Raw genomic sequence first — 23,867 nt, 5'->3', positions numbered from 1 at the left:
CACAATTGTGTTCACGTTCGGGAAATGTCACCCCAGCGCTGTAACATTTCAGTGTACGAACATTGCAACCTACAGATAAACAGATAATTTGAGTAGCAGATGGTGTCATTCCAGTGCTTGACACTGGAATCCAGTTTTTATTATACAGCCACTTATTTAAAGTTAAGTCTTCTAGATCCCAGTGTCTGGGCACTGGGATGACACCATTCTTAATGGAAGCTATCCCCATATCGCAATGTCTGTACAGTTGTTTGCCTAGACACTGGGATCCAGTTTTACTACACAATTTTATCATATAAATCACCAATGCTTAAGTTTATTTTACTAGCAGCAGCTTTGCAGTTTCTTTCGCTAGTTTAGCTATATTACTACCAGCACCAATAAATAATACTACATCTCCTGAACTTGTCGAATTACTAATAAAATGTGAAATGAGTAAAGCATCATTCATAATCTTCACATCATTAAACCCATTACTGATCAAGGTTTTTTGTATATCATCAATTCCACAGCCAGGAATAGGCTTATCTTCTGGGGGATGGACAGGAGTGAGAATTACATAATCAAACATCATGAAAATTCGTACGAACTCATCAAAAAAATTACGAATACGAGCAAAACGAAGCGGCTCGATAATTCCTGTTACCTTTCCTTTAGTGGTCAAACGTGCTGCTGACAGGGTTGCCTGTATTTCATTTGGATGATGAGCATAGTCCTCAATTAACTTAACACCTTTAATATCGGCAATTAAAGAAAATCTCCTTGCTACTCCTTTAAATTCCAAAAGACCTTTTTTAATCTCTTCATCACTAATTCCAAGTTTCACTGCAACTGATATTGCAGCCAGGGCATTGCTAACTTTATGCATTCCTATTGCATTTGATAGCACTACATTCTTTATAATTCTGGTACAAGGTTGAATATCTTCTTTTTGTCTTTCGAGAGCGAGTTCTTTTAATCGAAACACCATATGTACATTATCATCATCAATTTCAATACGCTGAACTAACTTTCTAATTATATTAAATTTAGTCTCCCAATCTACCTCTGATAAATCACACTTTTCCTTCGTTATATGCCCTCTTAACATCTTCACTTCTTCCCATACTACCCCTTCTAGTATATCTGCGCGTATTGATTTGCTGTTACATTCACCAAAACGTTTTCCAGGACAACGATAGTAACTTCTTCCTCCCTTAGCATTACTCATTCCATAATAAACGGATTTGCAACACTGACATATCACTAACCCTTGTAATAAGTATTTTCTTCCACTTTGTTGCATTTTTTCTATTTGTAGCTTTTCTTTTTCCACACTGTATCTCTACGACTTATATATATTTTGCCTATAGTAAAATACGCACATAATGAGCCAAATCAAGGAAAGTGCAAACCAAGTAATTGCGTATTCAAGATGCTTTATTGGCTGTATAGTCAATTTGCCACCAAAATTATCTTGCCACAATATACATTTCTCTAGCTTGATACCTAGATCATTGGAGATTTCTTCTGTACTTAAGGTAAACCATGTATTTGAAGCAATATCATTTTTGATAAACCAATTTTTGCTACCATCACAATACAAAACGCCATCAGCAGCTACTTTTTCAATTTTTGCTTTTTCTTCTTTTTTTTCTCTGACTATTCCTTTATTTATTAACATGTAATGTCCATTGATAAGCAACATAGGAGACAGCACATGATAGCCACGTTGACCTGCGAAAACATATAGTTCTATATCACTTAAAATTCCGTCGATTTTAACGTTTCTGTAGTTAAACTTTGAAAGATTATCACTAGGCAGTAGATGAATAACCGGAAGATCCATATTTTTGATAATATTATTCTTCCAGCTCAATCTAAATAACTGCCATAACCCGAGTGAAAAAAGAAGTAAAAAAGGTATAATGAAAATAAATACTGTTTTTCTTAACACTCTATATTTGTGTTCTCAAGTAATTTTCAATACCCATAAGCTCAATAAGGTCAATCTGTTCTTTGATCCAATGTAAGTGCTCTTCCTCATTTTTCAGTAGTTCTTCTAATAACATTACACTCACGAAATCCTTTTCTTTTTCAGCAACGGAAATTGCCTCTTTGATGCCCTTGATACCTTCTTCTTCTAAGTTAGAATTATCTTCTAAGATTTTCTGCATTGTATCTTTTGTGAACTTTCCTTCATACTTTGAGATTTTATTTGTATCTTGAAAATTTGGCATGCCCTTAAGCAGTAAAATTCTTTCTGCCAGCCTATTTGCATGCTCAAGTTCTTCATTAAGCTCCTTTCTCATCTTTTCTGCAAGTTTATTGATTCCGCTATTTTTAAGAATCGCAGAATGCAAAAGATACTGGCGTACAGAAGTCAGCTCATTTGTAAGTAATTTATTTAAATGTTCTACTATTTCTTTATTCATAACCTTTCTTTAGCTAATATACCAATGTAATCTACATAACAATCAAGGCAACATCAATTCATTTTTCTCACAACAATCGTATCAAATAGCACATCATGAAATGCCTGTTTCCTCTGAGAGAAGTAAGCAACTAAATACCAACTGAAGGTAAGCATCACTATAATCACTTCTAGTGTACTTAAAGCATTTACTGATGTTTGAAAAAGTTTGATAAAGGTGATAATTGAATTATTTAGCATAGGAAGGAAAAACTGAGAGATAGTGCGATCAAATGCTAAGCTCAAACCTATTTTAGAACTATCTAAAGTGATAGTATATATATTCATTAACTGTTGACCAGGAGTTGCTTGAGCTGTTGAAGATATAAAATATGTAAAGTAGCCACAATTTATACACATGTATGACAGGTGTAAAATTAATGGAAAATCCCCTAATGACAACACAATTAGTAAGGTTGGAATTAATAAAATTGCTACATCTATTAAATATGCGCAAAAGCGCCTGTGTACACTAGCGATCTCTGTCATTACCACCTATCTTTCAAATACTTTACTATGAATTCTGTAAGTTTATTAAAATGTTGAAAATATAACAAATCTTCATAACCTCTTATTGATTGTCCGTATACAATAGGTAAGCAATTTGCATTTTGTGCACATAGAATGTCTGTGATGCTGTCACCAACAAAAAACACATTTTCTCTATTTACAGGTAGCGTACTCTCCTCTAGTGCAAATAGCAGTGGAGTTGCAGATGGCTTATCTTCTGCAGTATCACATGATCCAACTATTCTTTCAAAGTAAGAATCTAGTTTAAAGTAGGCAACTTCTTGACGTAAATTAGTATTTTTCTTATTGCTAACTATCGCTAGGTAAATATTGTGGCTTTTCAGTGTCTGCAGCATTTTCTCTACTCCTTCATTCAGAGTAATATTTTGTAACAATGCATTATCTAGGTATTTTTGATATATCTGATTCGCTTTTTTCCACTGATCACCAAACAAATTGACCATGTAGCTCTTTCTTGATTCATGAGAATTTCTATCAACAACTTTACTGCCAGATCCCATCAAATCTAAAGTATGCTTAATGGCATTAGAAATATTATCTTGAGTATCAACTAAGGTATTATCCCAATCGAATACTACCGCTAATCGGCTATTTTTCATTTTTATATTGTGACGTATTTTAAACTAATAAGTAAATAATATTTTGATGATAAAGCTTCTATGTTAATCATTTTTACATAATTACCTAGTATGCTTATTTTAGCATAAGCTTTTATATAGTAGGTATGATACAGCTTCAAGATATATCAAATATTGAGAAGAAATTTCAAGATGCTTTTGCAGGCGCTTTTCCAGAAAGCACGTCGCTGAAAGATAAAGTGAAGATTATCAATGAGTTGCGTCTAGATCTTAAAGCTTACAAAAGGCAAGTAACTAGACAAAGTCTCGAGAAAAGGTTAAAAGATTTTTCTATAGCAGATAATTCTTCACTAGAAGATAAAATCAAGACTATTGCAAAATTGAATCGTAGTCTTAGAGATCGAATGAACCGTGCAGCTAAAAAAGTAGCTAAAGATTTTGAAAAGATCGTCGAATTGAATCGGGAGTTTAAACCAGAGACTCTTCATTGGAAGACAAAGTAAAAATTATTGTTGAATTGCACCGGGAACTTAAAGCTCAAAAAGGGCGTAAAGATGAAGTGAAGATTATTGCAAAATTGATTCAGAATCTTGAAGGTCGAATGGATCGTGCAGCTACAAGAATAGCTCAAGATTTTGAAAAGGTTACTGAATTTAAACAAAAATATGAAGGAAAAGACGTTTTTACAAGTGAAAAAGCTGCAGAGTTTGAAAGTAGTAAAAAATCTCAAGATACCGCAACTATACTAGAAGACAAAATTTCTGAGCAAAATAAACAAGAAAAGACCACTGCTCAAACAGACAAAATTCATGACTCAGTTAGTGAAGCAGACACTTCTGGAAAAGCTGTTTCAGAAGATAAAAACTTTGAACAAGAAAAAATTTCTGTGCAAACAGACAAAATTCATGACTCAGTTAGTGAGGCAGATACTTATGAAAAAGCTGTTTCAGAAGGTAGAAACTTTGAACAAGAAAAGATTTCTGTCCAAACAGATACAGTAACTAAGTCACAACCTTCAGTAAGCAAAGATCCTATAAAAGATAAACCGAACGACAAAAAGCCTAAAATTTCGTTAAAACAAGTCTCAGTGGATAGGAATGCTACAGAAAAAAAATCTAATAATAAAAAATCTCAGTTGAGTGAAAAGAAAAATATAGCTCAAACGAAAGAAAATCAAAAAGAAGAAGGCTTTTTGGTACGTTTTCTGAAGAAAATATTCGAAAAACTTTTTGGTAAAGATAAAAAGAGTGTAAAGGATATAAAAGGAACTGCTCAAAAAAGTACGCTAAATGATGAAGGGCAACAACAAAATGAGCTCCTTTCAAATCAAGACCAAAGCGCAAGTGAAGGTTTAAAGCAAATTGATGATCCATCGGTAACGCCTGTCAATACTCCTGAAGTAGAAAAAACAAACACAGGTCGCGGAAGATAATGCACATAGCCTGTATAATAGACTTGCGTCATATAAGTTTATTATACAGGAGATTTTACTAACTTCTAGCTCTAGAATGAGGGTTGATTAATACGCCTGTAATAAAGAATTCAGCTTCTAATTTTCATAGCATGGACATATCTAGGTGACAATTAAACTACCGTCATCAGTATCATTCCAATATTGATAACTTTTTCTTGCATCTTGCCAATCTTTTTGGCTAACCTGAGAAACTTGTGGCCAGTTAATCTCGCCATTAGCATTAGATACTCTTTCCTTCTTTAATATAGCAGCCTGTGAATAATGATTAGAGTCACCTTACAACAAGAAAAAATTTAAAAATCCATAATCATAAATCATAAGTGTCCGCATAAAGAGTTGCTCATTCTATGTTAATCATTTTTACATAATTAACTAATATACTTATTTTGGTATAAGATTTTACTTAACAGGTATGACACAGCTTCAAGACACACCAAATATTGACAAGCAACCAGATAATAATGTTAAACCATTGCAGAAAACTAAGCAAGTGTCTAAGCAGAAAGGCATGGGCGCTCAAGACGGTTCTGTCGCATTTGTAGGGAAGTAGAAAGAAGAATGATATAATTGTCTAAAAAAAAGCAAAGATGTTTCGTATCAATCAAAAATTGTTGCCATATTTCAAAGGATTTAGCTTTTCAGAGGATGTTATCTGTATACATGAAATGTCGATTCTCTTTGAGCTATCGAGATTTGGAAGAAATGATGAGTATAAGGGGAGCAAAATGCTACGTTACAAAGGTGGGTTATCACCACTGATAGATGAGGCAGTAAGGAAAAGAAAGAAGCAGGTTGGTAGTAGTTGGAGAGACTTACATTAAATTAAACGGTAAATGGGTTTATTTATATACTGTACTCTTGTGTGTTAGTAGAGACAAGTCTGCAGCACTTGCATTCTTTCGTAAAGCCTTCAGGAGTAACTATCTTCCTGAGAAAATTGTAATTGATAAAAGCGGCAGTAATACTGCTGCTCTTGATGATTTGAATGCAGAAATTTCTGAAGATTACAGTTCTTCAAATAAAATATCTAAATAATATTGTTGATAGATTTATCAAAAAACTAATAAAGCCAATGCTTGGGTTTAAAAGCTTCCATTCCGCAAAGATTACCATCACAGGCATAGAAAATATTCGTATGATTCAAAAAAGACAAATTATTAAAATAATGTTTCTACTTTTGAGAATTTTGCTATATTAATGGCTTCATAACTCCTATAATCCCACCTTTAATGATCTTCTTTCCTATGGTTTATAGATGCGACAGAACCAGCCATTATACCGCTGCATATAATGGCTTTTCAGATTGCTTGTACGATAGGATATATATTGATTTTTATTACTAGTGCAGATACGATAAAGCTTTAAGCACTACAAGATGGAGCAATTTGAGAGCTTTTACATCACTACGCCAATATATTACGTAAACGACAAGCCACATATCGGCCACGCATATACTTCCCTTATCTGTGATGTTACAGCTAGATTTATGAAATTAGCTGGAAAGAACGTCAAATTTACCACTGGTACAGATGAACATGGACAGAAAATTGAAAAAGCGGCTAAGGTAAAGGGAATAGAGCCAAAAGAATTTACAGATGAAATAAGTGTTACGTTCAGAAAATTGGCTGAGCTAATGAACTTTGATTATGATGATTTTATTCGCACCACAGAAGAACGTCATGAAAAAGCAGTTATAGCTCTATGGAATAGGCTTGAAGAGAGAGGGCAAATATATCTGGATTCTTACTCAGGTTGGTATTCAGTTCGTGATGAAGCGTTTTATCAGGAATCAGAGTTGATAGATGGCAGAGCACCAACAGGTGCTGAAGTTCAGTGGATAAAAGAAGAGAGCTACTTTTTTCGTTTGTCAAGTTGGCAAAATAAATTACTAGAGTTATACGAAAATCAGCCGAATTTCATCTTTCCTGAGAGCAGAAAAAACGAGGTGGTATCGTTTGTAAAATCAGGACTTACTGACCTTTCGATTTCTCGTACTAGTTTTAATTGGGGAATAAAAGTACCAGGGAATGACAAGCACGTAATTTATGTTTGGATAGATGCGCTCACTAACTATCTCACATCAATAGGCTTTCCTAATATGGAAGATGAGGAATATAAGAAATTTTGGACAAACTCCTTCAACGTTCATGTGATCGGTAAAGACATATTGCGTTTTCACGCTGTATACTGGCCAGCGATCCTCCTTGCAGCAGATTTATCACTGCCAAAGCAAATTGCAGTTCATGGTTGGTGGCTGAACGAGGGGGAAAAAATATCCAAATCCCTTGGTAACGTTATAGATCCAATTGGTCTGGCAGAAGAGTTTGGTGTTGATCAACTACGCTATTTTCTCCTTCGGGAAGCAAGTTTCGGTCAAGATGGTAATTTCAGTAAGAAGAACATGATCAGCCGCATAAACTCAGAGCTGGCAAACAATATAGGCAATTTAGTGCAAAGAACAATTTCATTTCTGCACAAGCAATGCTTTGGAGTTGTACCAGTGGTCGATCGCAATTTGCTTAAAGATGATGAGAGTTTACCAAATTGCAAAGCCATAATTGATCAAGTAATGGATCATCTATCAAAGTATGAATTTAACCAGATTATACTCCTGATTATCAATATCTCTTCCAAGGCCAATGCTTACATAGATAAAAGTGCACCCTGGACACTCAGTAAAACCGATAGAGAGCGCATGGATTTAGTAATCTACAAATTACTTGAATACATTAGAATGATTGGCATTTTGCTGCAGCCAATTGCTCCAAAGTCAGCAAAAATGATACTCGATCAGTTGCAAATTCCAAAAGAACAACGTGATTTAAAATCTCTGTGCAACGCATGTGTAAGCTTAGGCATTACACTGCCTAAACCTACGCCGATTTTTTTGAGGATCGATATTTAAAGAATCCTTAGTAAGCCGTTACAAGACTAGACTGAGTTGGCCGTTCTGTAGTTAGCCTTTTTAATTCAACAGAGTCAAAAAAAAGGTTCTGTCGCATCTATAAACCATAGGAAAGAAGATCATTAAAGGTGGGATTATAGGAGTTATGAAGCCATTAACATAGCAAAATTCTCAAAAGTAGAAACATTATTTTAATAATTTGTCTTTTTTGAATCATACGAATATTTTCTATGCCTGTGATGGTAATCTTTGCGGAATGGAAGCTTTTAAACCCAAGCATTGGCTTTATTAGTTTTTTGATAAATCTATCAACAATATTATTTAGATATTTTATTTGAAGAACTGTAATCTTCAGAAATTTCTGCATTCAAATCATCAAGAGCAGCAGTATTACTGCCGCTTTTATCAATTACAATTTTCTCAGGAAGATAGTTACTCCTGAAGGCTTTACGAAAGAATGCAAGTGCTGCAGACTTGTCTCTACTAACACACAAGTCTACAGTATATAAATAAACCCATTTACCGTTTAATTTAATGTAAGTCTCTCCAACTACTACCAACCTGCTTCTTTCTTTTCCTTACTGCCTCATCTATCAGTGGTGATAACCACCTTTGTAACGTAGCATTTTGCTCCCCTTATACTCATCATTTCTTCCAAATCTCGATAGCTCAAAGAGAATCGACATTTCATGTATACAGATAACATCCTCTAAAAAGCTAAATCCTTTAAAATATGGCAACAATTTTTGATTGATACGAAACATCTTTGCTTTTTTTTTAGACAATTATATCATTCTTCTTTCTACTTCCCTACAAATGCGACAGAACCCTTTGACGTACTCAAAAAAAGAGAATAAAAGGTACCGATATTACGTATGCAACAATCACTTAAGGGGAAAGAATTGTGAATCAATAAACCGAACAATAGTAGCAGGAGAAGTGGAAAAAGAAATAATGAAGAAAGCGGAGCAGCTATATGAAAAATGGAGAGAAAAAGCAGAAGAGTGGAAAAATTTAAGTTTTGGAAAACAGAAAGAAGTAGTGAAAAAGTTAATAAGAACAGTATTGGTGAGAGAGGATGGAATAGAGGTGAGTTCTGAATCAGAGGAAAAATTTATACCAATAAAAAAGAAAGGAAACAAATGTGTAGTAATAGAACCAGAAGGAAAAACAAATAATGCATTGCTAAAAGCAGTGGTAAGAGCCTACCTGTGGAAACGGGAACTAGAAGAAGGAAAATACGAAAGTGTGAAAGAGCTGAGTGCAAAATTAATATAGGTACAAGACGTATACACCAAATTTTAAGATTAAATTATTTAGCACCAAAAATTAAAGAAGATATAGTAAATGGAAGGCAGCCAAGAGATTTGAAGTTGGTTGACTTGAGAGAAATACCGATGCTGTGGAGTGAGCAGATGGAGAGATTTTATGGGTTTAAGCAAGCTGTCTGCCAATAAAAAATAAGATAAATAGGGAGTGTTAAATAAACTGTGTCAAATCGCATTTTTAGTTCAACTCGATTTTTAACCTACCAGGAAAAAAGATATCAAGTTGAGAGATAGTTAAAGCCCAATCATGTATAGGCATAGTCCATTTCTCTCCTGCCTTCTTTATAGCACAATATGCCTGTTTATACAAGGCATTTGTGCTAGTAAATGAGCCCTTGGTTTTAGTAAATTCTCGGCTATTTCTCTACTTGATATGTTTTTTTTAAAATCATTCATGAAAACTTTTGCTCGATACATATTTCAGTGAATTTCTTATCTGATGTACTATACATTTCTGCTTTAGGAAATACACTGTTTATTGCTTTAGGAAAGCTTTTTAACACATACAATCAGGATATCTTCTACTCCTTTCTCTTTTAAGTTATTTAACATCCCTAGCCAAAAGTTAGCTCCCTCACTTTCTGCTATATAAAAGCCTAAAACTTCTTTTCTGCCATTTTGCTAATATGTTATACATACATTTGCTTACACAATGCCCGTCCTCCTTGACCTTAAAAAACCATGAACACTATTGGATATACAGATTGCAGCGGACGACTGCGCCATTCGTTGATTACCAGTAACAATTTGTCAGTAATACTTGATATCTCTGCTGCAGATATTTTATATTTCTTCTACATGCGATGCTATATCCCATGCCACTGGCATATGTACTTAAAACCTTTGCTTCAAGTTCGGTTGTTTGCCTTTTTCTGACTACTTGTGGCTCGAAACTTCCTTCTCTATCTCTTGGTGTCAATAGTTCAAATACTTGTCCGTAAAGTCTTTGAATTTCTTCGGTTGTTTTCTTCGCTTTCAGCCGACAAATGGTTTTCTATCTCGCCTTTCCTCTAGCAGTTTTTTTTATGAATGGTGTTAATGCTCCATCTCTTTCCGTCAATGGTCTTCCTTCTCGTATAGATGATAAGATATTTGTTTCTAATTCTTTATAGTCTACCAAACCGGTAGTTCTGTTTGCTTGACTCATTGTCAAACCTCCATTTTTTTATCAATTTATTACTTTACTTCTCGGTTTGACACAGTTTATTTAACACTCCCACATTTCCAAATTTTGTGAAGATTCAAATTCTTCTTGCATATCCAGTATGTCTTCTATTACTTGCTGATCTTCATCTCTTTCTTCTAATTGAAATGCTGCTGCTTGAGGTGTTTCTAGCAGTTTTTTTAATATTTCTGTGCGCAGTTTCTCTGGTATTGATTTCCACTGTAGCATTACTAGCATTTCATTGTGCAGCACTGACATTTTCTGTAGTGTTTTCACTTTTTCTGACAGTCCTTTATTTTCTTTTTGCAATGCTTCTATTTTTCTTTGCTGATACTGATTATCTGAATTTGTCATTGGTAATCCATGCATAACCTACTCCAAGTTAAAATTTAGATATTATTAATTAAGTGATACAGTTTCTTTAGTCAATCAATATATTATAACATTAGGATTAACAGCTAAAAGAATAGAATGAAATATCAGGCAATATCCTCTATAATTAAACTTTTAAGATGGAAAAATGACAATTCGTGTAGGAATTAATGGTCTTGGTAGAATAGGCAGAAGTGTATTGCGTGCTATTTTTGAAGTAGAAAACTATAGCGAGCAAATAGAAGTTGTGGCGGTAAATGGGTCGCTCAGTGCTGAGCAGCATGCACATTTGATTAAATATGACTCTGTTCATGGCAAATTTAACGGCGATATTGATTTTAACGAGTCTGAAAATTGGCTATCTATAAATGGCAGGAAATTTTCTTTATATAGAGAACGTAGCCCTAAAAATATTCCTTGGAATGTTGATGTAGTGCTTGAATGCACTGGTGCATTCAACAAGCGTGCGGAAGCAGCAAAGCATAATGCAGAGAGAGTAATTGTCTCTGCTCCAGTTTCAGATGCTGATGTAACTGTAGTTTACGGCGTAAATAACGATATGCTAAAAAAGGAGCATAAAGTGATCTCAGCAGGTTCTTGTACTACAAACTGTCTGGCTCCGATTGTACACGTTTTACACTCCAATTTAGGTATAAAAAGCGGTTTTATGACCACTATACATGCCTATACGAATGATCAAAATATTCTTGATGGCAACCATAGAGACTTACGTAGGGCAAGAGCTTGTGGCCTTTCTATGGTGCCAACTACAACTGGAGCAGCAAAAACAATTGGTTCTGTCATTCCTCAGTTAAAGGGTAAGCTAGATGGTACTGCTATTAGAGTTCCGGTTAGCAACGTTTCTATGGTTGATTTTAAATTTACGACTGATAAGAAGGTAACAGCTGGAGAAATAAATGAAATGTTTAAGAATTCAGCAAATCATGTGCTTTCCGTATGTAACGAGCCTTTAGTTTCAATAGACTTTGTCCATAACCCTTATAGTGCAATTGTGGATTTAGCTGGTACATATGTCACAGGTGATATCTGTAGAGTTGCAGCGTGGTATGACAATGAATGGGCTTTTTCACTGAGAATGTTAGATATAGCTTTATTGTAAAGTATGAACGAAAACTCACAAAAATATGCTTCATTTTATGAGCACTTTGCGGAACTTAGAAAAAGGGTTATTTTTTGCTTTCTATTTTTTTGTGTTACCTTCGGGTTTTGTTACTACTTTAAAGAAAATATATACCGCTTTTTACTTGCACCTTTAATAGAAGTTACAAAAGATAGCAATGATTTTTCTCTAATCTATACAGACTTAACAGAAGCGTTTTTTGTATATCTCAGGGTTGCAATAATGAGTGCACTGTTGTTTTCTTTTCCTGTGTTTGCATGGCAATTCTATATGTTTCTAGCACCTGGCTTATATAAAAGAGAAAGGGCAGTGTTATTGCCATACTTAATTGCAACACCGGTTTTGTTTGTAACGGGAGCCGCTGTAGTTTACTACTACATATTTCCCTTAGCCTGGAAATTTTTTATTGCTTTTGAACATAGCGGTAAATCTTTCGGTATACCAATAGAGTTTATGCCATCAGTTAGTGAATATTTAGACCTTGTTCTTCAATTCATGTTTGCGTTTGGTACTGCATTTCAAATTCCAGTCATACTAACCTTAATGGTGAGAGTAGGGCTAATCACTGCACAAAGTTTGTCAAATAAACGCAGAATTGCGATAGTGGTAATTTTCATTATTGCTGCAATCTTAACTCCACCTGATGTACTAAGCCAAGTAGGGCTTGCAATTCCAATGTTGGTATTATATGAGCTGTCTATTCTGATATGTAGATACATTGAAAAGAAAGCAAAGGATTGAATCAAGAATATTATTTATAAACAAAGAATGAGCACCGGAGCGCTTTTTCTTGTTTGAGTGTTTTTGGCACCACAGCATTTTATTAATTTATTGACTTGTTTGCTTAAATATATAATAATTAAAGTATATTATTATTTTGAATAGGAGAATTTTATATGCCAAAATATGAAGAGTTAAACGGAACACAACAAGAATTATATGGTAAGTTACAGGCTGCGATGGAAGAACATGAGAAGATTATTGATCTTCTTACAGGATTTTCAAAAGAGGATTTGCTAAAAATTCTTACTACTGTGAAATGTATAGAGTTTGAAGATGGTGAAGAACATACTCTAACACCGCTTGCCTACGCTATAAATCTTAAGAACTCGTTAAATAGTCAGAGATATATTACAAATATTCTAAGTGTAGCTAAAGAGAAAGATATATTAGAAGAAGTTCTTACTACTGCGGATATAAAGATCAAGCTCTTAAATGGTCAAGAATATACTTCAACACCACTTGTCCATGCTATTATTCTTAATAAACAGAGAGGCATTCAAGCTATCCTAAATGTAGCTAAAAGAAATAGTATATTAGAAAAAGTTCTTACTACTGCGAATATAAAGATCAGGCTTTCAGATGATCAAGAACATACTCTAACACCGCTTGGCTGTGCTATAAATCTTATTAATCAGGAAGTTAGTCAGAAAAGTATTAAAGCTATTATAGATGTAGCTCAAGATAATGATATGTTAGAAAAAGTTTTCGCTAGTATAAAAAAAGATCATCTTAACAAAACCAAGAATATTTTAGAAATACTAAAAAATCAAGAGCAAGATGAAGAGCAAAAAGCTAAAATTGATGGTTGGCTAAAAATACTTGCAAAGAGCATATCTAGTTGTGAAAGTAAAGATGATCCTAACACAATTGAAATGTACGATAGAGTTGAGGAGATATGTGAAAAGCAAGAGCAAGAGGATTGGAAATTAACCCTTGAAAGGATCGTGCCTAATCACGAAAATAAAGACAAGTGTGAAATATTTTCTAAGATTTTTAACGAGGAGACTTTCAAAGTATCATTAGATTCACAGCGAAATGCTGATATGATAACATTAATTAGAAAGAACCAGCCTGATTACGAAAGTAAAGAACAGTCTTTAGTAGATGAAAGCAGCGTACCTCAAACTGAAGGAAATATAACTGATGAAAGTAGTACATCTGAAATAGAGAGTAGTAAACAAAAAGACAAAGTAAAAACTACTAATAAACCAATAATAATTGGCTGTGTTTATGGTGCTATAGCTGCATTGGCAACTGGTGGTGGATGTTTTGCTGCTGGTGTTGCATTACCGATATTGGCTTTAATTGGTATAGCTATAGCTGCTGCTCTAGTAACAGGACTTGTTGCTGGTGGTATTACATATGTAATTTCAAAGCTTAGTGAGAATCTAGATAGAGTTAATGTAGGACAAGGAGTTGTTGATACAGGGGTAAATATAACAGCGTAGTTAAGTGAAAGGAAGAAGTCTATTCTTCCTTTTCTCAAAGTTTTTTTTGTTGATCATATATTCACAGAATTAAGTTCGATAGGTTGCTGTGTAAAAGATTGGGAAGTAGTTTTGTTAGTATTGAAAATTATAGCTCTTTTCCTAATAGTGTGAACATGGTGGAATAGGTAAAGTAGCGAGGAGATGTGAATGCCAGTAGCATATAGTTATGATTTAAGGAAAAAAGCATTAGGATGTAGGGGGAAGTAGAGCATTTGTAGCCAAGAGGTTTAAAGTTAACATTCTATGAATGGCAAAAAGGTGCAAGAAAATAGGCGATTTTAAATCAAAATGTAGATCCAATAGAGCGTGATTGATATCTTGCTAGTAATAGTGTAACAGCTTTTATTAAGATATTTTTTTACCATACGACAGCAATAACAAAATTAGAAAATTGATGGCTGAATATGTTGGCATTGATAAACAGTATATTATGCTTCAAGCAATATTTACTTTAGTAGCTTCTACAACTTTTTTTAGTATAGCTTTTCCTTGGTGCTTTGTACCAACAGCAGTATTTACACTTGCTACGTGTTTCTTTGTTAAAAATGATGTACATGCTGCATTTTCTGCAAAAGAACTTTCTCCTGAGTTTGCCGAAATTATTACTGAAAAAGTAGTAAATAATGTTGAGCTCAATGCAGAAGACAACTCTCAATCGAGAAGCTACTTGTATGAGACTGTGTTATATAGCGAAACTAGATTTCACCTTTACACACCTAGATAAGGGGTAACAGCGGACACTAGAATGACAAAATCGTTATTCTGCTACGCATTATCGCCGTATAACTATAGCTATATGTGAACTAAAAAAGTAATATTCACTAGATCTTAATATTTTAGATCTATATTTCAATAAAATATTACAATTAGTATGCATGATCCATTTAAAAGTGAGGATTATAAAAAAAATCTTGATTCTCTGATCAAAGCTATAAAGCTAGGAAATCCAGAGAAACAATATGGTAAAACAGTAACAGATTTATCTCATGCTTTAGAGGGTTTTACAGATAAGGCAGAAGATGTAGCTAAACTTGTTATACGTGATGACTTGAGTAATTGTGTAAAGAAGGCAAATAAAAAGCCATTAATTCTTAGGATATTCAATAGAATATTAGGAAGAGATGTTTCGATTAGGAATATAAGTAATTTTATAAAAGATAAATTGCCTCCTTCAACTGCTAGAACAGTAATCGAATATACAGATGTTATTCAAAAAATTTTAGATTTAGAGCGAATAGAAAGAAGTCAAGATAAATATAGGTCATATGGAGTAAATTTAGAAAATAGACAGCAAAAGAAAAATCTCTTATATGAGCGAGAAGATTCAGGTTATGGAGGTTCATTAAACGAAGATCCTCAGTATGAAGAAATATCAAATTATCAAGAGGAAAAAAGTAAATCTTTAACAAAAGATTTGCGTAATCTACAATCAATTAAAGAGGAGCCGATTTATGCAACAATCTCTAAAGAACATATAGAAGCAAAAAGAGAACATAGGAAGAAACAACAACTTCAATCTCTTGTACCACCAAAACCACCAAGAGTACCACCAGTACCAGAGAAAATGTTTACTGCCAATCAAAAAATTAGACAAGAACCGAAAAAAGATAAACCTGCAGTACCACCAAAGCCTAAAGATTTAGGCGAAAAAGTAAGCACAGAGCAAAAAATAGTAGTGGAAAAATCAGCTGAGAGTAACCCTATACTACCACTAAAATCTAAAAATCAAGATGGTAAAGAATCAGCAAAAAAAGCTGATGGACCAAAAGTACTAGTAGTTGCTATGAAAAAAGAAGTGACTCGCGAGAGTAGTAAAGTAAAGGCATTAAAAGAAAGATTTGAGCGAAATCAAGTAAAGAACGTGTTGCCTGCTAAAACAAAACTACTTCAGTAATACAAACGGATATCAGTGTGAAGAGAAAACAATCTTGTTCATTTCCAGTAGGGAATAAAAAATCTTCGATCAACCATCTTGCCAGCAAAAATTTACCTTCCACGAATGTAAGTGTAAAAGAAATGGTTGCACGAATTGAAAAGAGAAAAGATGGAAGATAGTAATATTTTGGTATTTTCCTACTCATGAAAATTAGCTCTTATCATAACATTTTTACAGCCATAAGAGGAAGTTTTTCGGTTCTGTCGCATTTGTAGGGAAGTAGAAAGAAGAATGATATAATTGTCTAAAAAAAAGCAAAGATGTTTCGTATCAATCAAAAATTGTTGCCATATTTCAAAGGATTTAGCTTTTCAGCGGATGTTATCTGTATACATGAAATGTCGATTCTCTTTGAGCTATCGAGATTTAGAAGAAATGATGAGTATAAGGGGAGCAAAATTTCTGTAACAAAGCTAGGTAAATTAGTTCATATGTAAATTTAGCAAAAGTAAGCTAATATAGCTGATTTTAGCGTATAGTAAAATTATTATAAATAAAAGTTCGCACGGTACACATGGTAGACCATGCCATCCCAAAACAAACTCTTCTCTCACTAGCTGGTTTTGGTTGCTGAAAATGATTAATTGCTTAAGTTATTAGCAATATATTTTACTAAATTAAAAGCAATTTATTTGGAAATAACAGGAAAATTTGTAATAGTTTTTATCCCAAATGGAATAAAATCCTTCTGATTAATATCATCATTTTCAGTAGAAAACGCATCTGCACTAAATAAAAACATCCCTAACTTTTTCACCACTTTTTCTAAGTAAGATCACAGTTATTAATGGGAAATACTTATTCCTTTTGTCCGTTTTATGCTTGGGCCAATTAAGTAAGTATATATATCACGCTGTGGCAAAGTTGCACCTGGTATAATTTTATTATAAAACTGTATACAACTTGCCTCTATGCCTAACCCTCCATATGGCTTAAATCCTCTCTCTTCTACATGAAGATCCGTATCACGCAATATGTTATCCCTGGTATGCAAACCTTTTTCAATTAATGTTGAAACATATTTGCTTGTACCAAACAAGGTTACATACATAGCATGTGACTTATAATTAGGATGTTCAACATTTTTAAATCCTCATCTGTCTCGTAAGGCTGTAAAATAATAACTGGCACAAAAAGTTCAGAAAAATTACCGCCTTCTAATAAGGGTTTAACAAGTACTGTAGGCTTAATTAAGCCTGTTGCTGGATTAATCTCTCCACCATACTGCAGGAAATTTCTGTTTTCATATAACACTCGTGCAATTTTTAGAGCGTGAGAGCAGTCAGTATTGGGTCCAATAATATTATTATAATTAGCATAATCACCAATACAATTCTTAATCAAATCCAATCTTTGAATACATTTATTAACAACCAAGTTCGAAATTTTTGAATGTACTAGTATTGAATTCGGAGCTGCACAATCTTGCCCTTGATTTTGTAGACATACTCTACAAATACTGTCTATTGCCTTATCAATATTAGCATCTCTTGAAACTATAGTATTTCCCAAAGTAAATGATAAAGGTATAATAAGGTATTTGGGTTATAATGGCGTATAGTGTGGATTTAAGAGAAAAGGCAATATCGATGATAGGAAAAGGGAAGACGAAGGTTGAGGTGGCAGAGCTTCTGGAGATAGGAATAGCAACTTTGTACCGCTGGTTAAAAAAGAAAGCTGCTGGTGAAAGCCTCAAGCCATCTAAAAACGGCAGCTTCATTCGAAAAATAGACCCCAAAATACTCGAAGAATATGTTACAAAGAATCCAGATCATACTCTGGCAGAGATGAAACAAAATCTTGGATTTGGAATAAATTCAATTTGGTATAGACTAAAACAGCTAAAAATTACTTTTAAAAAAAGTCACACTATATCAAGAGCGCAATCAAGAAGCAGTTTATTGATAAAATCTCAAAAATAGACCATTCCAGCATCTTATATATAGATGAAGCAGGAGTTGATAATAAATTATACCGAGAATATGGACGTGCTCCAAGAGGAAAGAAAATTTATGCAGATATTCCAGCGAGAGAGAATCAGTATAGTAGCCGGGTGGATTGGAATGAGATTTATTGCACCAATGACTTTCAAAGGTGGGTGTGACAAAGAGGTATTCAATATATGGTTGGAGAAACCTAAATTGCCACTTGGCACAACCATAGTTATGGATAATGCTACATTTCATAAGACCACTAAAACAAAATCATTAATAGAGTCTTTTGGCTGTCATGTGCTGTATCTTCCAACATATTCACCAGATTTGAATCCCATAGAACACTGTTGGCATACCATCAAAAGCCGCCTCAGACCTCTAATGTATAAATGTACAGACTTACAACTTTTGGTTGGTAATACCATAATGGAAATTTATCATTCATTTTAGAAAATACTATAGTACGAGAAATCGAAAGGTCAGTAAGTCCTGATTTTACAAACGATACCACCTCGTTTTTTCTGCTCTCAGGAAAGATGAAATTCGGCTGATTTTCGTATAACTCTAGTAATTTATTTTGCCAACTTGACAAACGAAAAAAGTAGCTCTCTTCTTTTATCCACTGAACTTCAGCACCTGTTGGTGCTCTGCCATCTATCAACTCTGATTCCTGATAAAACGCTTCATCACGAACTGAATACCAACCTGAGTAAGAATCCAGATATATTTGCCCTCTCTCTTCAAGCCTATTCCATAGAGCTATAACTGCTTTTTCATGACGTTCTTCTGTGGTGCGAATAAAATCATCATAATCAAAGTTCATTAGCTCAGCCAATTTTCTGAACGTAACACTTATTTCATCTGTAAATTCTTTTGGCTCTATTCCCTTTACCTTAGCCGCTTTTTCAATTTTCTGTCCATGTTCATCTGTACCAGTGGTAAATTTGACGTTCTTTCCAGCTAATTTCATAAATCTAGCTGTAACATCACAGATAAGGGAAGTATATGCGTGGCCGATATGTGGCTTGTCGTTTACGTAATATATTGGCGTAGTGATGTAAAAGCTCTCAAATTGCTCCATCTTGTAGTGCTTAAAGCTTTATCGTATCTGCACTAGTAATAAAAATCAATATATATCCTATCGTACAAGCAATCTGAAAAGCCATTATACCGCTGCGTTTTGCAGCGGTATAATGTGAGTAACTTACGTTTGAGTTGCTATGATATTGTTGTCCATAACTTCACAACTGTACAAACATTCGTCTGTGAAAGCAGTGTGTTAAATATTATAGCAGATTTTGCCTCAAACACAAAAATGTCATCCCAGTGCCCAGACACTGGGATCCAGAAAAATTAATTGTAAACAAACGACTATACAACATGTTCAATAAAATTACAAAAAAGCTGGATTCCAGTGTCAAGCACTGGAATGACACTATTTGCTGTACAATTTACCTTCTAAAATCAATGTTCATACATTACATCCATGATTTCCAGAATGTTTTTCCGCATTAGAATGAGAAAACAACCCACCAGGTCTGGTTTCATCATAAGAAGGAGCACTTGGAACAGTATTAGGGTAAGGAGGTGGTGATGAATCATAACCTCCACAACTACGCCCTTGTCCAGGATAGCTATCTACCGCTTCTTCAGCCTTCTTAATATTTTCTGACTCTTTCTTATGTTTCATATAAAAAGCCAGACCACCAGCAAGACACACAAGAGAATTAATGCCAAGAATGACTAAACCCCAAACTGGTAAGACTGGGTTAATAGCGCAACCTATCAAAGCTGCTAAAGAAATTGCACCAACTGCAAATTCTATATTTCTGAACATTTTAAGTTGACTATCTAGATAATCTATTTTTTCTGACTTTCTAGCCGTTTTTTCGCTGCTGTTGTACCAAACACACATTAAAGCATGGAAAGCAACACACGCAACTACAGCTACTATCCCTAAAGCTAATAATTTCCTGCTGTCTTCTGAGTCTTTTTTCTTATCTTCTCTGCTTTGGTAGCCAACAGTATCAAAACCAGGGTTATTTATAACTGTAGTACGACCACCAAACAGGTTGCTAAGTAGTAAATAATCCCAAAAATCTAAACCTCTATTATCATGTACGTGCGTGACTTGAGGGCCTGTAGTTTGTTGCCTATTGCTTCTATCATATTCTGTACTGTGCTGATCATTAGTTGGATTACTGCGCTTAAATCCCTTATACGCATCTTCAAAAATTTTATCACTCCAGTTCTCAATATTTTGCATACCACAAGAACATAAAAATTCTTGAACACCATTGTCACTGCCATTTTCTTTTATATAGGCAAGTGCATACCTTTTTAAAACACTATCACGCATAAAAGTTCCCCCTAAATTAAGGTTAAATTAATAAATATTTATTATAACAAAGTAAAGTTTACTTGTCAATTCAACCATACCCTAATACCCAGTTAATATCCTTTCCACCAATTCTTTTACTGTCGGTACGTAGCCATTTTCATAAAATGGGTCTTGCTTAAATCTGTACACATTGTGTCCAGAAAACATGAGTTCATTTTCAACATTGCCGTCATGTACAATGTTTTGCAGTGTCTTTTGTATACAGAAACTCCGTGGGTCTGGCTTTCGCCCTGTTGAATGGTCACCATGATCTTTCCAATTGCTAAACAGACAATGGCTTAAACATCCCATGCAATTAATTTGATCTTGTCTTATTTCCGCAAATTTGCCTGGTGTCACAAAAATAACAGTTGTATCTGGAGTTTTCATTACCTCTGTATACCCTGCTTTAATCCATGCATTTGCTAGCTCTTTGTCTTTTACAGTGAGGTAAATCTTTCTACCTCTGCTACCCATTGCAAATTCATTATTAAACTCTCCGCTTGCACTTTCCGAAAATTTTATTTGACGTGAATTCCTCTCCTGTAGCTCATGTATGAAGTTATTTCTTACTGCAGATGAGTAAAACCCTGTTGGACTAAATTTGTTTAAAAATACATCACCTTCTTCTAAAGTAAGTAACTTCTTTTTCCACTCTGTAGAAATCTGACTTTCTTTTGTTAAAAGTGAACGAGTACCAAGCTGAAAAGCTATTGGTCCGATTTGTAAATTGTCAAACCAATGTTCCCAATCCTTCAAATGCCACACTCCCCCTGCCATAACAATTGGCGTTTCAGCAAGACCAACCTCGTTCATGAAAGATCTAAGCTCTGCAACTCTTTCAAATGGAGCCTGCGGTAATTCTGGGTCTTCACTATTACTGAGCCCATTGTGACCACCAGCAAGCCACGGATCCTCATATACTACTCCACCAAGTAAAAAAGAAGATATTTTTTGGTAAGCACGTTTCCACAACGCTTTAAAAGCGCGCGCCGATGAGATAATAGGGTAGTAATAAACTTGATATTTAGCTGCAATTTCTCCAAGCCTGTAAGGCATACCAGCACCGCAAGTGATGCCATGAACTAAGCCTTTTGCTTTTTCTAATATGCCATGAAGGACTTGTTCTGCTGCTCCCATTTCCCAAAGCACGTTCATATGTATTCTTCCACGGCCCTTTGATATTTCATTCGCTATTTTTGCTTGACTAACTCCAGCCTCAATACTATACTTGATTAACTCTTCGTGCTTTTCATTTCTTGTTTTACCTTTATAAATTAGTGGTACCAGCTCGCCATTGTCATCGATAAGTTTAGCATTTGCACCAGAAAACGTACCAACAGCATCCGCTGCAGCAAATGCCCCACTTGATCCTCCATCACTGATTGCAATACCTTTACCGCCCTCAATGATTGGCCACACTTCTTTCCCTGAAATCACTATCTTTTTTATCTTATCTTTCAAAATTTCCTCTTAATCTTTCACTCTATTTTACTTAATTACTAAAAAAATAATAGCTTTTCTTTTTATACCTATGCATTCAGTTTTAAATAGGCATAGGAGATGCTATAAATATAGTTTTATAAGAAATTTGCTATATGATCATAGGTTTAACAGGTGGGATTGCAGTTGGAAAGAGCTTTGTAGCCAATTGCTTTAAAGAATTTGGTGCCGCTTTGTTTGATGCCGACTCTGTCGTGCACCAGCTTTATAAAGTGGACAAAAACATAATAAGTTATGCAGAAGAAAAATTTCCTGGGGTAGTAGTAAATGGAAAAATTGATAGAACAGTATTGTCTAAATATTTTTTAGCACATGATGAAAATTGGAAGCAATTCCAGTCTTTAGTACATTCCGCTGTGCGAAATGAATTAGAATTTTTTATTGATCATGAGAAAGAAAACAACAGAAAACTTCTAGTTCTAGACATTCCACTCCTGCTGGAAACGAGATTCCATTTGTATTGCGATTTTATTGTTTTTATCCATGCAGATAGCGTTGTGCAAGCTCAAAGGATTAGTGAGCGTAATATGGATAAAGAAAAGCTGAATCTAATGTTCAGTATTCAGCTACCTATTGAAGAAAAAAGGCAAATGAGTAACTTCATAATCGATAGCAGCGCAAATGTTTTTTCTCAAGTGAAAGACATAATAAACTCGTTAGACCTCAGCACGTGATACGGTTATTTTTCACGAGATTACTCCGAATTTTAGCTGTACTATCAGCAGATTTTACCATTAAAATCTCAAACCTTGAGCCTGCGTTCAAAAATGATTCAACTGACTTACCGAAAAAATCATATCTCCACCCCTTGAATAGTTTATCTATCTGCCCAGATATTGAACCAGCTAACTCATCTTTTGATGAAACTAACTTTCTTGATATGTTATTTTCCTTACATTTGCTCTCTAAAATAATCGAGAGTATATCAAATACAGATTTATCATAATTATCTGACAGAGTATAATTTTGCTGCACAAACTCCTTCTCATTCTCATTGAAAATATTCATAAATTCTAATAAATCTTCCTCTTTTATATTTTTTGTGTTCCTCTCAAGATCATCTAAAACCTCGTCAATACGCTCCACATTTTTTTCAATAAGACCAATTATTACAGCATTATTAATTACTTTATTACGATTGATGTTATAGCGTTGTGCTAAAGTCTCTTGCCACTCACTCACTGCTTTAACAACTAACATTAGCCTCGGATTTGCTTCATAGTTAAATTTAATCCTCCTCCATGCATCTTTTGGACTATGCAAATACTTATTTATATCAACCAATAATTCCATCTCTTCTTGAAACCAACTCATCCTATTACTTTCTTCAAGTTTATTGCACAATATTTGGTATAGATCATATAGATATACCACGTCGTTTATTGCATAGTCTAGTTGATCCTCAGACAATGGACGCCTTAACCAGTCTGAATTTTTAGCTTTAATTTTATCCAGTGCTATTCCTTGATATTGCTCTACTACTTTTGAATAACCAATAAAGTCATGATAATAATGGCAAAACATAGCAGCAACTTGGGTATCAAAAATAGGAGTGGGAACACATTTAAACACAGTGAGTAAGGATTCTATATCCTGCCGGCAGCTATGAAACACTTTGATTATTCCCTGATTTAGCATCATTTTCTTAATGAATGATAAATCAATTTCTGGCACTAATGCATCTACAATAAAACTCTTCTCTCCGTAAGAAATTTGAATTAACGATAATTTTGGGTAGTAGGTTAAATTATTTCTAATGAACTCCGTGTCAATTGCTATAAATTTTGGATCTTTTTCCATCAATTCTTTACATGCATTTTCCAGTTCCGATGTCGTACTAATTAGCATATATTTTTTATTCAGTGGCTATATTTTACCACTTATATTAAATCTTT

At 34.3% G+C, this 23,867-nt stretch carries 24 protein-coding genes and 7 pseudogenes; 16 read left to right on the top strand and 15 right to left on the bottom strand.

Annotated features, from left to right (window positions below; translation table 11 throughout):
- Window positions 1-47: 47 nt before the first annotated feature.
- From OPR44_RS03190 to OPR44_RS03165, 6 genes and pseudogenes are all read right to left on the bottom strand, one after another.
- Window positions 48-196, bottom strand: a pseudogene (locus tag OPR44_RS03190) (WPE palindromic element domain-containing protein); the annotation flags it as partial.
- Window positions 197-316: 120 nt separating this feature from the next.
- Entirely contained in the window at window positions 317-1,315 is a 999-nt protein-coding gene (locus tag OPR44_RS03185) for a recombinase zinc beta ribbon domain-containing protein (protein ID WP_179943897.1), read from the bottom strand.
- Window positions 1,316-1,324: 9 nt separating this feature from the next.
- Window positions 1,325-1,936: an SURF1 family protein gene (locus tag OPR44_RS03180; RefSeq protein ID WP_052264983.1), complete on the bottom strand. Its 612-nt coding sequence runs from the start codon at window positions 1,934-1,936 to the stop codon at window positions 1,325-1,327.
- 1 nt (window position 1,937) lies between these two features.
- A complete protein-coding gene (gene bfr, locus OPR44_RS03175; protein ID WP_264377929.1) occupies window positions 1,938-2,414 on the bottom strand; it encodes a bacterioferritin in 477 nt (158 codons plus the stop codon).
- A gap of 53 nt (window positions 2,415-2,467) precedes the next feature.
- Window positions 2,468-2,941 carry an RDD family protein gene (locus OPR44_RS03170; RefSeq protein ID WP_265015312.1) on the bottom strand — a complete coding sequence of 158 codons (474 nt, stop codon included), beginning with the start codon at window positions 2,939-2,941 and terminating at the stop codon, window positions 2,468-2,470.
- Entirely contained in the window at window positions 2,941-3,582 is a 642-nt protein-coding gene (locus OPR44_RS03165) for an HAD family hydrolase (RefSeq protein ID WP_010401658.1), read from the bottom strand. Before OPR44_RS03165 ends, OPR44_RS03170 begins: the two co-directional genes overlap by 1 nt.
- Before the next feature lie 125 nt (window positions 3,583-3,707).
- On the opposite strand from OPR44_RS03165, the gene OPR44_RS03160 reads away from it, so the two are divergent.
- The 5 genes and pseudogenes from OPR44_RS03160 to metG all read left to right on the top strand — a co-directional run bounded on the left by OPR44_RS03160 (window position 3,708) and on the right by metG (window position 7,940).
- A complete protein-coding gene (locus OPR44_RS03160) occupies window positions 3,708-4,064 on the top strand; it encodes a hypothetical protein (protein WP_265015311.1) in 357 nt (118 codons plus the stop codon).
- Window positions 4,049-4,993 (top strand): hypothetical protein, encoded by a 945-nt coding sequence (locus OPR44_RS03155; RefSeq protein WP_265015310.1) that lies wholly within the window; start codon window positions 4,049-4,051, stop codon window positions 4,991-4,993. Before OPR44_RS03160 ends, OPR44_RS03155 begins: the two co-directional genes overlap by 16 nt.
- A gap of 454 nt (window positions 4,994-5,447) precedes the next feature.
- Complete coding sequence (locus tag OPR44_RS03150; protein ID WP_264375388.1) at window positions 5,448-5,585, top strand: hypothetical protein; 138 nt, start codon at window positions 5,448-5,450, stop codon at window positions 5,583-5,585.
- Between the two features lie 37 nt (window positions 5,586-5,622).
- A pseudogene (locus OPR44_RS03145) lies at window positions 5,623-6,244 on the top strand (IS6 family transposase).
- A gap of 166 nt (window positions 6,245-6,410) precedes the next feature.
- A complete protein-coding gene (gene metG, locus OPR44_RS03140; protein ID WP_265015309.1) occupies window positions 6,411-7,940 on the top strand; it encodes a methionine--tRNA ligase in 1,530 nt (509 codons plus the stop codon).
- 143 nt (window positions 7,941-8,083) lie between these two features.
- On the opposite strand, the pseudogene OPR44_RS03135 reads toward metG, so the two are convergent.
- Window positions 8,084-8,704 (bottom strand): annotated as a pseudogene (locus OPR44_RS03135) (IS6 family transposase).
- A gap of 67 nt (window positions 8,705-8,771) precedes the next feature.
- Here OPR44_RS03135 and OPR44_RS03130 point away from each other — a divergent pair.
- Window positions 8,772-9,397: pseudogene (locus OPR44_RS03130) on the top strand (recombinase zinc ribbon domain-containing protein); the annotation flags it as partial.
- A gap of 49 nt (window positions 9,398-9,446) precedes the next feature.
- On the opposite strand, the pseudogene OPR44_RS03125 reads toward OPR44_RS03130, so the two are convergent.
- Window positions 9,447-10,415, bottom strand: a pseudogene (locus tag OPR44_RS03125) (IS256 family transposase).
- A gap of 60 nt (window positions 10,416-10,475) precedes the next feature.
- Window positions 10,476-10,802: a hypothetical protein gene (locus OPR44_RS03120; protein WP_265015308.1), complete on the bottom strand. Its 327-nt coding sequence runs from the start codon at window positions 10,800-10,802 to the stop codon at window positions 10,476-10,478.
- A gap of 151 nt (window positions 10,803-10,953) precedes the next feature.
- On the opposite strand from OPR44_RS03120, the gene gap reads away from it, so the two are divergent.
- The 7 genes and pseudogenes from gap to OPR44_RS03085 form a co-directional block, all read left to right on the top strand.
- Window positions 10,954-11,925: a type I glyceraldehyde-3-phosphate dehydrogenase gene (gene gap, locus OPR44_RS03115; protein WP_265015307.1), complete on the top strand. Its 972-nt coding sequence runs from the start codon at window positions 10,954-10,956 to the stop codon at window positions 11,923-11,925.
- A gap of 3 nt (window positions 11,926-11,928) precedes the next feature.
- On the top strand, window positions 11,929-12,687 hold the full coding sequence (gene tatC / locus OPR44_RS03110; RefSeq protein ID WP_010401503.1) for a twin-arginine translocase subunit TatC: 759 nt from the start codon (window positions 11,929-11,931) through the stop codon (window positions 12,685-12,687).
- A gap of 155 nt (window positions 12,688-12,842) precedes the next feature.
- Window positions 12,843-14,177, top strand: coding sequence for a WD_0033/WD_0034 family tandem repeat-containing protein (locus tag OPR44_RS03105; RefSeq protein ID WP_265015306.1), 1,335 nt, complete (start codon window positions 12,843-12,845; stop codon window positions 14,175-14,177).
- A 436-nt stretch (window positions 14,178-14,613) separates the two neighbouring features.
- Entirely contained in the window at window positions 14,614-14,943 is a 330-nt protein-coding gene (locus OPR44_RS03100; protein ID WP_265015305.1) for a hypothetical protein, read from the top strand.
- Window positions 14,944-15,090: 147 nt separating this feature from the next.
- Complete coding sequence (locus OPR44_RS03095) at window positions 15,091-16,113, top strand: hypothetical protein (RefSeq protein ID WP_265015304.1); 1,023 nt, start codon at window positions 15,091-15,093, stop codon at window positions 16,111-16,113.
- Between the two features lie 17 nt (window positions 16,114-16,130).
- Window positions 16,131-16,274 (top strand): hypothetical protein, encoded by a 144-nt coding sequence (locus OPR44_RS03090; RefSeq protein WP_265015303.1) that lies wholly within the window; start codon window positions 16,131-16,133, stop codon window positions 16,272-16,274.
- A 141-nt stretch (window positions 16,275-16,415) separates the two neighbouring features.
- Window positions 16,416-16,554: pseudogene (locus OPR44_RS03085) on the top strand (IS6 family transposase); the annotation flags it as partial.
- Between the two features lie 385 nt (window positions 16,555-16,939).
- Here OPR44_RS03085 and OPR44_RS03080 read toward each other — a convergent pair.
- Both OPR44_RS03080 and OPR44_RS03075 read right to left on the bottom strand, forming a co-directional pair.
- On the bottom strand, window positions 16,940-17,206 hold the full coding sequence (locus OPR44_RS03080; protein WP_264374778.1) for a hypothetical protein: 267 nt from the start codon (window positions 17,204-17,206) through the stop codon (window positions 16,940-16,942).
- Window positions 17,197-17,667, bottom strand: a complete 471-nt coding sequence (locus OPR44_RS03075; RefSeq protein WP_264374777.1) for an aldehyde dehydrogenase family protein — start codon at window positions 17,665-17,667, stop codon at window positions 17,197-17,199. The genes OPR44_RS03080 and OPR44_RS03075 overlap by 10 nt, the downstream gene beginning before the upstream one ends.
- Before the next feature lie 38 nt (window positions 17,668-17,705).
- On the opposite strand from OPR44_RS03075, the gene OPR44_RS03070 reads away from it, so the two are divergent.
- Window positions 17,706-18,077 (top strand): transposase, encoded by a 372-nt coding sequence (locus OPR44_RS03070; RefSeq protein ID WP_265014908.1) that lies wholly within the window; start codon window positions 17,706-17,708, stop codon window positions 18,075-18,077.
- Between the two features lie 24 nt (window positions 18,078-18,101).
- Window positions 18,102-18,539 (top strand): transposase, encoded by a 438-nt coding sequence (locus OPR44_RS03065; protein ID WP_265014909.1) that lies wholly within the window; start codon window positions 18,102-18,104, stop codon window positions 18,537-18,539.
- Window positions 18,540-18,549: 10 nt separating this feature from the next.
- Here the strand turns inward: OPR44_RS03065 and OPR44_RS03060 are convergent.
- From OPR44_RS03060 to OPR44_RS03050, 3 genes and pseudogenes are all read right to left on the bottom strand, one after another.
- Window positions 18,550-19,170: pseudogene (locus tag OPR44_RS03060) on the bottom strand (methionine--tRNA ligase); the annotation flags it as partial.
- Between the two features lie 390 nt (window positions 19,171-19,560).
- On the bottom strand, window positions 19,561-20,448 hold the full coding sequence (locus OPR44_RS03055; RefSeq protein ID WP_265015302.1) for a DUF1129 domain-containing protein: 888 nt from the start codon (window positions 20,446-20,448) through the stop codon (window positions 19,561-19,563).
- 81 nt (window positions 20,449-20,529) lie between these two features.
- Complete coding sequence (locus OPR44_RS03050; protein WP_265015301.1) at window positions 20,530-21,933, bottom strand: NAD(P)H-dependent flavin oxidoreductase; 1,404 nt, start codon at window positions 21,931-21,933, stop codon at window positions 20,530-20,532.
- Window positions 21,934-22,067: 134 nt separating this feature from the next.
- Between OPR44_RS03050 and coaE the strand changes: the two genes are divergently transcribed.
- Window positions 22,068-22,646 (top strand): dephospho-CoA kinase, encoded by a 579-nt coding sequence (coaE, locus tag OPR44_RS03045; RefSeq protein WP_264375318.1) that lies wholly within the window; start codon window positions 22,068-22,070, stop codon window positions 22,644-22,646.
- Here the strand turns inward: coaE and OPR44_RS03040 are convergent.
- Window positions 22,636-23,820, bottom strand: coding sequence for a ribonuclease D (locus OPR44_RS03040; protein WP_264375319.1), 1,185 nt, complete (start codon window positions 23,818-23,820; stop codon window positions 22,636-22,638). The two genes, coaE and OPR44_RS03040, sit on opposite strands and share 11 nt — an antisense overlap.
- Window positions 23,821-23,867: the final 47 nt, after the last annotated feature.

The organism is Wolbachia endosymbiont (group B) of Camptogramma bilineatum, from assembly GCF_947251825.1.
Taxonomy (GTDB): domain Bacteria; phylum Pseudomonadota; class Alphaproteobacteria; order Rickettsiales; family Anaplasmataceae; genus Wolbachia.
Note: the sequence above shows the minus strand (reverse complement) of the source record. Positions and strands in the feature narration are given on the sequence as shown.